Below are 11774 nucleotides of genomic sequence, written 5' to 3' on the forward strand. Positions count from 1 at the left end.
TAGCCCTGGTCGCCTTGGTAGCCCTGGTCGCCTTGGTAGCCCTGGTCGCCTTGGATGCCTTGGTCGCCTTGGATGCCCTGGTCGCCTTGGATGCCCTGGTCGCCTTGGATGCCTTGGGGTCCGGTGGCTCCGGTGTCGCCCTGGTAGCCCTGGTCGCCTTGGTAGCCCTGGTCGCCTTGGTAGCCCTGGTCGCCTTGGATGCCTTGGTCGCCTTGGATGCCCTGGTCGCCTTGGATGCCTTGGGGTCCGGTGGCTCCGGTGTCGCCCTGGTAGCCCTGGTTGCCCTGGATGCCCTGGTCGCCTTGGAGGCCCTGGGGTCCGGTGGCTCCGGTGTTGCCCTGGTAGCCCTGGGGGCCCTGGGGGCCCGGGCGTCCGTGCGAGCTGCCCGGGTGTCCCTGCGGGCCCCGTGCGCCCGTGTCGCCCGGGCGTCCCTGCGGGCCCCGTGCGCCCGGGCGTCCCTGCGGACCCCGGTTCCTGCTGTCGTCCCACCGCCCCCGATCGCCGTCATCGTCGCGATGGGCCGTCGGCAGGGTGCGGGAACCCGGATCGGCACTCGCAGCGCCATTCGGGCCTGGCACCCCAAGCGCGTAATCGACTGCTGGCTTCTCGATCACGTCGGCCATGGCGGCCGTCGACGAAGCTACGTTGACGATCAGGCCAAGTGTCCCCGCCGCGGAAAGCATTGTGACGGTTTGGACCCAAGATCTGCGAAGCGACTGACGTTTCACACCGGAACCTTCCTGCAGAGGTGAAAGCGAATACGCAGGCATGCGCAAATTCTTGGGCGCGCACCGGTATGTCGCGTTGGCTAGTTGGATGGTTTGAGTATGCATCCACTGTGTTGTGCGCCACGCCAACCCGCCGTGCGGTGATCCACTTTCACCGTGCTGGCTAATAAATCGGAAATGTGGACCCCTGGTCGGAGGCGGTAGCGAATTCGCCGCGCCTCTTCGATTGGTGAGCGAACTCGCGTGTGGGGGGCGAAGGTTGGTGTGCTATCCGGATCGAATGTTCTGACGGTCGGATGAATTGACCTCGTCAGGAATATTGAGAAGTCCCAACTGCCGACGGGGGCAGGAGATGCGGCTGGGCCGTTCATTCGGAGGTCCATCGGTCGCCATTGTTGAAAGACTTTGGAACCGGAGCTGATTATCGGGTGTGGTGGCGATCGGTATTCCGCTGACGCCTGACCGTCGCAGACTGGAAAGCGGATGGAGAATCATAGTTTGACAACATTACCTATGTGAGTTTCGAGGAAAACCTCGCGTCGGTGGTTCGACATCCGGGCACACCTTTGTCTGCGGCGATATGCCTACGAGGATTGTTCCGGGCAGCACTGTGTTGACACATGCTCCGCGCGGCCCCATTTGGTGGGCGCGGCCCCGGCTCAGGCCCAGAGCGCCGGCCTCCGACGTGAGCGGGGTGGCAAACCCGTCTCGGGCCGGGGCGGACGGGATCTTTGCCGGGCCCCGGTCGGCCGCGCCTTCGTTACGTCACTCGGTTCGCTTCGCCACGCAACGCGGCGAACCTCACGGTTCACGCGTCAGGCATCAGGCCTGCGTCCCGGGCGGCCAGTGCCGCCTGGACGCGATTTCCGACTTCCAGTGTCGTCAGGATGCGACTGACATGGGCTTTCACCGTACTCTCGCTCATCCGCAGCCTCCCGGCGATCTCCGAGTTGGTTGCCCCCTCCGCGAGCAGGGCCAGGACATCGCGCTCGCGTGGTGTCAGCCGGCCCACGCGTCCGCGCACAGCTGAGGCCCCCGGCCGGGCGCCGCGATGGTAGCGGTCGATCAGCCGACGTGCGGCGGACGGATGCAGCATCGCCGAACCGGCGGCCACGACATGTACGGCCCGCAGGATCTCCGCAGGGTCCGAGTCCTTGAGCAGAAACCCGTCGGCGCCCGCTGCCAATGCCTCGTACACGTACTCGTCCAGGTCGAAGGTGGTCAGAGTGATGATGCGAGGGGCATGCGGAAGTGCCCGCAGTCGCGCGATGGCCGCGATGCCGTCCAGCCTCGGCATCCGCACATCCATCAGGGCGACGTCCACCCGATGGGCGGCGGCCTCCTCCACGGCCTGGAGGCCGTCCGACGCCTCGGCGACGACCTCGATGCCGGCGTCGGTCGCCAGTAGGTCGGTCAGGGCCAGTCGGACCAACGCGTCGTCATCCACCACCATCGTGCTGATGAGCCGAGCCCCGGTCATGTCTGCCCGATCCGATTCACGGACCGCTTCCCGATCATCTTCACCACACCCTTGCCCATGGCCTTGGCTACGCCTTTGCCGACGGTTCTGCCCGCTCGTCTGCCGACAGGTCCGGCCGTGCGGGCCGCGCCGTTCTCCTCGAAGGCTCTTCGGTTCGGCGCACCGTCCGGAGCGCTCATGGGCAGACGGGCCGCGAGCCGCCATCCCCCATCCGGCTCCGGACCGTGGGCGAGAGAGCCGTGCAGCCCGGCCACCCGTTCGGCGAGCCCGATCAGTCCGAAGCCCCGGCCGACGCCTCCATCGGCCCGCGAAGCGGTCACTGCGGGCGGCGAGTTGACCAACTCCACCTCCGTGGCCGGTGCGCCGTAGTGCACCCGCAGTCGCACCGCCGTACCCGGTGCGTGTTTACGGGCGTTGGTGAGACCTTCCTGAACGAGCCGGTGCACCGCGAGGAGGTGAGTCGCGGGTGCGGCACCGGGTTCCCCCGTCAGTTCGGCCGCGACATCCTGACCGATGGTCCTTACCTCGTCGAGCAGTTCGGACAGGTTCCGCAACGCAGGAGCAGGCACCTTTCTCTGCACGGGATCCCTCCCGTCCTCCCGCGCCGCATCGTCCTCCGCACGCAAGGCGCCCAGCACGTCCCGCAGATCGGCCAACGCCTGGGACGAGGTGGCGCGCAGCAGTGCGATCCGCTCACCGATCTGCGGCGGCAGCGATTCCGCGCGCAGTGCGAGTACCCCGGTGTGCAGCGCCAACAGGCTCAGCCGATGGGCCAGCACATCGTGCATCTCGGCCGCGATCCGGGCTCGCTCCGCCAACCTGGCCTGCTCGGCACGGAGTTCGACCTGTTCGCTCAGCGAATCGATGAGCCGCCGACGGCTGTGCCACCACAATCCGGCCGTCAACGCCAAGGCGAACAGCAGTCCGGCGCCGTACGTCGGCGTCATGCCTCCGCTGAGCGGCGGCGCGCACACCCAGGGCAGCGCACCGGTGATCACACCCGCCGCCACCGCCACCCGCACCCGGCCCTGTGCCGCCAGGTGGAAAACCATCACCGTCATGGGTTCGTACGCGCCCTGCACACCCAGCGCCGCCCCGGCGAGAAGGACCACGGCGAGCGGACTGCGCCAGCGAAGCGGCAGCAGCAGCGCGGCGGCGACAGCCACAATCGGTCCTACGGAAAGCAGTTGCATCTCGAATCGAGCTTTGGCCAGCCCCTGCGCGACGAGTAGCAGCACCCCGCCGGCCAGTAACCACTCCGTCCACACCGGACCCCGGTGGGGGTATTTGTGTTCCACCGACCGATTGTAGGCAGTTGTGGGGGCCGGGGCCCATGGTCTTGGGTCGGTCGCCACCCCCTACTTTCGTCGGGGTCGCGTACGCCTCGGTGGTGTCGTCCGTACCGGTTCACCCGAACACAACGGCCGATTCCCGAAGAGCGCCTGCTACCTAGCGTCACTGGTATGACTTCATGGCCCCGTTTCGCCGACACCCGGCTCTTCGTCACCGAGGCCGCGCGAGGCTTCCGCATCACCGGCGCGGTCGCACCCAGCAGCCGCCGACTCGCCGCCGCCCTCGCCGCACCGGTCACCGAGCGGGCCGGACAATCCCTCGATGTACTGGAGGTGGGTGCAGGAACCGGCCCCGTCACCCGCTGTCTGCTGCCGCTGCTCGCCCCGGGAAGCACTCTGGACGTGGTCGAGGCGAACCCGCGCTTCGCCGCCGTCCTGCGGAACGTCGTCCGTGAATACCGACCGGGCCGGGACGAACACGCCGTGCGGGACGACCACCCCGCCGCGGCGTTCGTGCCGGTGCGGAGCGAGGACGGTGTCCGGGTCAGGATCCACGAAACGCGGATCGAGCACCTGAACACACGGCAGTCCTACGACGTCATCGTCTCCGGCCTGCCCTTCACCAATTTCGTCCCGGACACGGTGACTTCACTGATGGACAGATACTTCGAACTGCTGCGCCCCGGCGGTTCGCTGACGTACTTCGCGTACGTGGGTACCGCCCCGGCCCGCCGACTCGTCGCCTCAGCGGGAGAAGCGGCCCGTCACCGAGCCGTCGAGACCGTGCTCGCCGGGTACCGGCAGCGCGGCAGGGCGTCAGGACGCATCGTCTGGGCCAACGTCCCCCCGGCCCGCGTCTGGCGCGTGAGCCCGACGCCCTCTCTTGGTGGCGAAGCAGGTCAGGCGCCCTCCTCTCTTCCGGTCACGCCTCGGACAACGCACCTCGTGAAAGTGCGGGGCTTTCGAAACACGCCCTAACGCGGTGCCACTGCCCGTCGTCTGCGGAGCAGTTCCGCAAGTCCGCGTCGGGTCGCCGCGATCACCACACGGTCCTCGGCGCGCAGCACGTACCCCGGGTGCAGGTTCCAGATCAGGCCCGACGGACGGTCCGGGGAGGGTGCGACGGTCGTCAGGCCGGGGTGGCGGTCCTCGCGCGGGGTCGCGTCCAGGGCCAGCACCCGCCACGCCCCCGCCCGGAACGCCTGCTCGACCGTCCGGCCCTCCAGCTGCGGGTGGCCCGCCACCTCGATCGCCGCGAACAGCATCACCTTCCGCTCGACCGGGATCGCGCCCAGGATCTGCCGTCCCATCATCGCGACGGCGAAGGACGGGGCAGCCAGATGGGAGACGGGCCGGGAGCGGGTCAGGGCCTGCGGGTGGGCGGTGCGCAGGGTGCGGTAGACGGCGGTGGCGAACTCGTCGTCGAAGAGGCGCAGTGCCACCCGCAGATCGGGCTTGACCGAGCGGGCGTAGAGCGCCGCCTCCAGGTTGGTGGTGTCGATGCTGGTCAGGGCGAGAAGGGCGCGGGACCGCTGGATCTTCGCGGCTTCCAGGACGCCCTCCTGGGTGACATCCCCGAGGACGACGGGTACGTGCAGCCGCCGGGCCACCGGGATGCCGCGCGCGTCCGGGTCGTCCTCCACGCACACCACGGGGATGTCGAGTTCGCGGAGCCGGACCAGCACCCTCGTGCCGATCTTGCCGAGCCCCAGCAGCACCACATGGCCGGAGAGTCCGCGCGGCGGGCGGCGCAGGGACGATGCCGTCCGCAGGGAGCCGAACGCTTCGAGGACGCCCGCCACCAGCAGCGGCAGCAGCATCAGGCCGGCGATTCCGGAGAGCAGTTGGATGATCTGCCGCGCGGTGGGGTCGCCGATCGCCGGGTCACCCATCGCGAAGAGATCGAGCAGGGTCAGGTACGCGGCGTGCAGGGGGTGGTCGCCCGTGGTGAGGGTGGAGGCGACGGCGAGGGCCAGGACCGCCGAGCCGACCCCTAGCGCCGACCAGCGCAGACGGCGCGAGAAGATCTGGCTCAGCGGGGCGCTGCGGCCCCCCATGCGCAGCTTCGGACCGTCCGGTGCGGCCTCGCGAATGGCTTCCAGGACCACCGTGCCGCGCCCGGTCGCCGCGGCCACCTGCGCGTGATCGGGCAGGAGCTGGGGCCCTTCGGCGCCGCTGCTGTCGGACCCTTCGGCGCCCGCCGGGTCGTGGGTGGTGGAGGAGAGCAGGGCGAGCGTGCAGAGTCCGGGGTCGGCGACCTCGCCCTGCCGGGGCGGGGTGCGCTCGACGGCCCGCAGGAGCAGGCCCTCCGCCTGGACGACCTTGCTGGAACCGGTGAGCGCGGTTGCGGCGAGTGCCGGGGCGGCGGTGTCGGCGTCGGAGAGGACGGTGGTGGACGCGTCCAGCGCCGTCGGGTCGAGTCCGGGGACGGCGACTGCGGCGGCCTGGTCGAGAAGGGTCTCCAGGTACTGCCCGAGCTTGCGGTTGTAGAGCCGGATGACGAGCCGGACGCGGGGGTTGAGGCGACGGGCGGTCAGCGCGGCGCGGATGTTGCGCTCGTCGTCGTCGTAGACGAGCGCGAGTGCGGCGGCGGTGTCCACGCCCGCTTCCTCGAAGGCCTCGTCGGACGGCTCCGCGGCCTCCAGGATGCGGACCGCCTCGACGCCGGCGTTCGTGTCGTTGTCGGAGCTTCCGGAGCCGACGGTCGTCCCGTTGCCACCGTTGCCCAGGTTGCGGTTCATCGCCGCCGACATCCGGCCGAACAGCGTTGCCGCCCGGCCGCGTTGGGTCAGCGGCAGATCGGGCCGGCGCGGATCGCGCCCTGGCGGGAGAAGCAGGGTGACCCGCTCCCCGTAGACATAACGCAGCTCCACCGCCAGCCGCCGGGCGAGCGCGTCGTCGCCGCAGATGACCATGTGGCCGCTGAAGGGGGAGCGTTGGGGCTGCTGGGGAAGTGTGGACACGAATCCCAGCATGCCGTGCACACCTCCGGGTGTTCGACTCATTCCGGCCGATCAGTGATCTTCGTGTGTCGTGGGGGTGCGTGGGGCCGCGTGCCGGGGGGACTGCTCCGGGCCCGCTAGCAGAGGACGTGGCTCCGATGCCCGGACGATCGCCGCCTCGACCGCCGCGATCCGGTTGGAGAGCAGGTCCAGTGCCGCGACCGCCCGCGCGACGGTGTCTGCGCTGCTCGGACGGGGCCGGGAGTCCGGGGAAGGGGCGCCGTCCGGGCCGCCGAGTGCCTGGGTGCGTACGTACGAGGCGGTGATCGCCGCCCACCGGTCCGCCTGTTCGGCGGTGAGGGTGCCGCGCAGAGCCGCCAGTTTCAGCAGGTTGGACTCGGCGCCCGTGGTGAGGGTCTGGGCCTCGCCCGTGTAGTGGTCGTCGATGACGGCGGCCAGTTCGGCGTCGTTCATCACGGGCACGATCCGTTCGGCGATCTTGTTCATGTTGCGGTATGAGCCCTGCAGCCGGAAGGGCGGCTCGGTGCGCGTCGCGTCGGTCTGCGCGGCCGAGGCGATGTACGCGGCGTTCACGGCGAGAACGGTGTCGCGGGCGGTCACGAGGTGGCGCAGGACCGCGGTGATCCTGTCCAGCTCGGCGGGGGTGTACGGGTGGTCGAGGTGGTCCGCGCGCACGATGGGGTCTGCGCTGCTCGAACGGAGTTGAGAGCTTGGGGAAGGGTCCGTGCCGGAGGCCAGGCGGACGAGCAGCGCGAGGTCCTCGCGGGAGCGGCCGGCGAGGGGGGCCAGCACCGGGTTGGCGGTCAACGCGTTCTCGATGAAGCTCAGCGCGAAGACGTCGTCGCGGCCGCTCAGCACCTCGCCCAGGTTCCACACGTCGGCCCGGTTGGCGAGCATGTCCGGGATTCGGAACTGTTCGCCGGACTCGGTGTACGGGTTGCCCGCCATGCACACCGCGAACCGTTTGCCCCGCAGGTCGTAGCTGCGCGGCTCGCCGTCCCGGACGCCCTCGATGCGGCGGGTGGCGTCACAGAGGGGGATGAACTTCTGGAGCAGTTCGGGTGACGTGTGCTGGATGTCGTCCAGGTAGAGGAGTGTGTTGCTGCCCGCCTCCAGTGCGAAGTTGATCTTCTCGATCTCCCGGCGGGCGGTCGCGCTGGGTGCCTGCGCCGGGTCGAGGGAGGTCACGTCGCGACCGAGCGACGGGCCGCTGATCTTGACGAGGACCAGGCCGAGCCGGTCGGCGACGTATTCCATGAGTGTCGTCTTGCCGTAGCCGGGCGGGGAGACGAGCAGCAGGAGGCCCTGCGAGTCGGTGCGCCGGTCGGCGTCGGCCGTGCCGAGCTGCTTGGCGAGGCTGTCGCCGATCAGCGGCAGGTACACCTCGTCAAGGAGCTGATTGCGGACGAACGCGGACATCACGCGCGGCCGGTGGTCGTCGAGCCGTAGCCGGGCGCGTTCGGCGGTGACGAGGGCGGTGCGGGTTCGCTGGTAGGCGCGGAAGCCGGGGACGGCGCTCGCGCGAAACTGCTGTGTGCGAGCGAGGAGTTCATCGAGGCGAACGGTCAGGCGGCCACGGTCGATGCGTGGATGGGTGCCCAGCAGGCCGTCCACGGTCGCCGAGAGCGGTGCCTCGCAGTCGTAGCGGGTGAGCTCCGGCTCCGGGCAGAGTTCGACGGCGACCGCCTCGGCGAGATCACCGCTCGGGAGGTCCGTCCCGCTCGCGGAGGCGTACGAGGTCAGCCAGCCCTCGACGAGCTGGCGGCGCGCGGGGAGGTCGTCGCGGAGGGCTCCCAGATCCTCGTCGTACGCCGAAGTTCCGGTCGTGCGGCGGAACTTGTCCAGGAAGGTGCGGGCGGTCGCGCTCGTGACGAAGCCGACGGGGCCCGAGGTCAGCTCCTCGAAGAGGTACGCGGCGGCGGCGTGCGCGTCATCGGTCCCGATCCGGGTTGCCCACTCCTCCTGGAGCGCGGTGATCGCGGGTGCCAGGCCGAACGTCTCGCGGGCCCGGGCCAGGGAGGCGGCGCGGCGCGTCCAGGAGGCGCGGAGGGCGTCGTCCGTGTCGTACGTCCAGAAGAGCTGCGCCGCCGCCCGTACGGAGGGCGGGACACGCAGCAGGCCGGCACCGGCCTGCAGTCGCAGCAGCGTGGTCAGGATGGCGGCGGCGTCCTCGTCGTGGACGCCGCGCTGATATCCCTCGTCGTACGCGTCCGCAGCCGACTCCCGTACGAGCAACGCGAGGTCGGCCGGTTCGCGGGCGGCCAGCGCATCCGCGCCGTGCTCGTCCAGGAGGCGGGCTGCGAGGTGTTCGGCGCGGTAGACGGACGGGGACTCCGAGGGCAGCAGCTGGTCCCAGTAGGGGCGGGTCGCCTCGAACGCCGGGTCGGTGACCGGAGCCCGGTAGTCGGTTCCGGTGACGGCGAACGCGAGCCGGTCCCCGGAGGGCACGAGCGTCAGGTCGAACGGCTGGGTGTTCACGGCGAACCGGTGCCGACCGAGCCGGATCGTCGCCCCGCCGTCCGCGTACAGCTCGCTGCGGTCGCGCAGGGCCCGCCCCGCCTCCTGGCGGGCCGCCTTCAGCCGTCCGTCGAGCTCCTCGGCCCGCACCGGGTCGCCGAGCCCGCGCAGCTCGTCCGCCGTGCGCCGGATCTTGGCGACCATCGGATCGGAGGCGAAGTACGTGTGGACGGCGTCCAGGTCCGGGAGGGCGGACAGGCGCCGGGACACGGTCTCCAGGACCCGGGCCGCCGAGTCCGCCAGCCGTTCGGCGCGGCGGGCGCGGTCGTCCTGCAGCGTCTGCTTACGGGCCGAGAACGCCTCGGACACCTCGGTCCGCCGCTCGGCCAGCTGGGCGAGGAAGTCGTCGTACTCGGCGAACCGGGACTCCAGGTTCTCCAGCTGAAGCAGGAGCCGGGCCAGTTGTTCGTCGCACGCGTCGGGGGAGTCCGCGGCGGCCAGCGCACCCGTGACCGCCTGCCCGAGCAGGGCGAACTCGGCGGCGAACTCCGCCCGCCCCTCGTGATCGAGGAGTTCGCGGCGGCGCGCGTCGAGCGTGGCCCGGGCCCGGTTCACACCTCCGAGGACCTCGGCGATCCGTTCCAGGATCGATGTGCGGACGGTCGCGTCCCCGATGTCGAGCCCGGCGACGACATCGGTGACCGTCGCGAGCCCGTCCGTCATCTCGGTCAGCCGGTCGCCGAGCGCGGTCGCGTCGGCGACGGTGGCGAGCGCGGACGCGTCGGCGGTGAGCTGCTCGATGTCGTGGTGGTAGTCCGTGAACGCGTCGTCCCGGCTCAGGAACGCGACCGCGCGCTGGGCGGCGGAGCCGAGATCGGCGACGGTGGCCGCCGTCAGCTCGGCGATCCGGTCGGTGTCCGCGTACCGCATCTCGCCGAGCGTCGCCAAGTGACCGTGCGCGCGGCGCAGTTCGGTGAGCTGGGAGACCCAGGCGGCGGCCGAGCGCGGGGCTTCGCCGCGGATTCGGCGGACGACCGCGGTGAGGTGGTCCGCCGCGCCGGTGAGTGCCTCGGCAGCCTGCCGGGTCAGCTCCTGCACCGTCTCGAACTCGGCGAGGACCTGCTGCGCGGTGTCGTGCAGGGCGGTCAACGGGGCACTGAGTGAGCCGAGTTCGGGGTCGCTGAGCCAGTGGTAGCGGTCGGTGGTGCGGGTGCAGTCGGCGACCAGCCGGGCGTACACGGCCGTGGTCGGAGTGGTCCGCGTCGCGCTGTTCGCCAGCGCGAGACAGTCGGAGATGCCGCGTACCAGATCGGCGTTGCCGACCCGGGCGAGTGGACCCGTCCCGGCCGGGCGGGAGGCGGCATGGGTGTCGGAGACGTACGGGGTCTGCCAGCGCTGCACCGTGTGCACACGGGCCGGCTCGGCCGACGCGGTGTCCTTGAGGAGGACGAGGGTGCCGTCGTCGAGCAGCGCGTGGCCGCGGCAGAGCAGCGGGGTGGCGACCTCCTGACGGATCAGGTTGTAGGGGAGGAGCAGGCCGCGGCCGCCGTCCCGGGAGCGGAAGAGGTAGAGGACGTCCTCGCCGTTGGGGGAGCGGACGGCCCCCTCGAAGACCGGGTCGGCGAGCGGCTCGGCGAGGTCGAAGGTCTTGGTGGCGCCGGTGGTGAGGTACGTGCCGCCGGGGAAGATGATCCCCTGGTCCTCCGGCAGCCGGTGGCAGGCGGGCCCGATGGCGTCGAGGCGCTGCACGGTGGAGAGCAGCGTGTTGAAGACCAGGTGGCGCCAGGCGTCCTCGTTGTACGGGCGGATCCGCAGCAGGATCAGGGGGCCGACCTCGGCGTATTCGACGTCGGCGTCGGCGAGGGACTGGAGGGGTTCGGTGACCGGCTCCTCGTAGATCCCGTGCGGTGTGTCGGTGTCGTCGGCCGTCTTGACGGTCAGGGTGCCGCCGAGCGTGTCGACGAAGAGCGCGCCGCTGCTGCCGATCGCGATGTGCGGGTGGCGGCCGGGGACGTGCGACTCGCGGCCCGCCGCGGTCCAGGTGAAGTCGTGCGACGGCGGGAAGACGTGGTCGCGGTCGCCGCGCGCGTCGAGGAACGCGCCGGGGGAACCGTCCGGCGTGAGCGCCCAGCGCAGTACGCGGATGTCGTCGGCGGTCTCGCCGGTACGGAACACGGCGAGGAGCCGCCCGTCGACGCGGCGGAGACGGAGCAGGCGGGCGTCGCGGTAGTAGCGGTGCAGGGTGGTGAACTCGCGTACGAAGGCCTCGTCGGCGAGGAGAGCGTCCCGGCCCGGTGACAGATCGGGTCCGCAGAGGGTGAGTACGTCCCCGACCTCGGCGTCGCCGCGTGCGCCCGGTCCTCGCTCGAAGCCGAACAGCAACTGCCCGCCCACGGCGACGAGATCGCGGGGCACGGAAGGGCGCTCCGTACGGATCCGCTCGGTGGCCAGGAGACGGAGCCGCGTCGAACCGAACTCCTCGGTGCGGCGGGTGTTGAGTGCTTCGGCGCGGTGGGTGAGCTCGGTGGCCTGTGCGGTGAGGCGGCGCCGCAGTACGTCGTAGGTGCCGGCGTCCACGGTGGAGGTGGGGTCGGTGTCCATGCGTACGGCTCCCTGCGAGATGTGTGTCGGGTGGTGCGGCCGCCGGCCGCGCTGTGTCCTCGAACGCCGGACGGGCTTGACGTGGCAGTCCACTCGCGCCCGTCCGGCCTCTGAGGACAGAGTGGCCACCCCCGGCGCCGGGGCTCTGCTGACGCCCTTAAGAGGCCGCGCACATGGGTGGGGTGGAGGAAGGAGCGGGGCGAGGGGCAAGCCTGGCAAGGCGGAGGAGGGAGGCGACGCGGAGGGGGCCCCT

General features: G+C 70.9%; 5 protein-coding genes and 1 pseudogene. 1 reads left to right on the forward strand and 5 read right to left on the reverse strand.

The window, feature by feature from the left end:
* The 3 genes and pseudogenes from AB0N06_RS22915 to AB0N06_RS22925 form a co-directional block, all read right to left on the reverse strand.
* Nucleotides 1–578, reverse strand: a pseudogene (locus AB0N06_RS22915) (collagen-like protein); the annotation flags it as partial.
* A gap of 958 nt (nucleotides 579–1536) precedes the next feature.
* A complete protein-coding gene (locus AB0N06_RS22920; protein WP_366136539.1) occupies nucleotides 1537–2208 on the reverse strand; it encodes a response regulator transcription factor in 672 nt (223 codons plus the stop codon).
* Nucleotides 2205–3506, reverse strand: a complete 1302-nt coding sequence (locus AB0N06_RS22925) for a histidine kinase (protein WP_366136540.1) — start codon at nucleotides 3504–3506, stop codon at nucleotides 2205–2207. Before AB0N06_RS22925 ends, AB0N06_RS22920 begins: the two co-directional genes overlap by 4 nt.
* Before the next feature lie 165 nt (nucleotides 3507–3671).
* Here AB0N06_RS22925 and AB0N06_RS22930 point away from each other — a divergent pair, with 165 nt between their 5' ends.
* Nucleotides 3672–4478 carry a translation initiation factor IF-2 gene (locus AB0N06_RS22930; protein ID WP_366136541.1) on the forward strand — a complete coding sequence of 269 codons (807 nt, stop codon included), beginning with the start codon at nucleotides 3672–3674 and terminating at the stop codon, nucleotides 4476–4478.
* Here the strand turns inward: AB0N06_RS22930 and AB0N06_RS22935 are convergent.
* Together AB0N06_RS22935 and AB0N06_RS22940 are read right to left on the reverse strand one after the other, a co-directional pair.
* On the reverse strand, nucleotides 4475–6475 hold the full coding sequence (locus AB0N06_RS22935; RefSeq protein WP_366136542.1) for an NAD-binding protein: 2001 nt from the start codon (nucleotides 6473–6475) through the stop codon (nucleotides 4475–4477). The genes AB0N06_RS22930 and AB0N06_RS22935 overlap by 4 nt on opposite strands.
* 39 nt (nucleotides 6476–6514) lie before the next feature.
* Nucleotides 6515–11521 carry a DNA repair ATPase gene (locus AB0N06_RS22940; protein WP_366136543.1) on the reverse strand — a complete coding sequence of 1669 codons (5007 nt, stop codon included), beginning with the start codon at nucleotides 11519–11521 and terminating at the stop codon, nucleotides 6515–6517.
* Nucleotides 11522–11774 lie beyond the last annotated feature (253 nt).

It is taken from the genome of Streptomyces sp. NPDC051020 (assembly GCF_040683105.1).
Classification (GTDB): Bacteria; Actinomycetota; Actinomycetes; order Streptomycetales; family Streptomycetaceae; genus Streptomyces.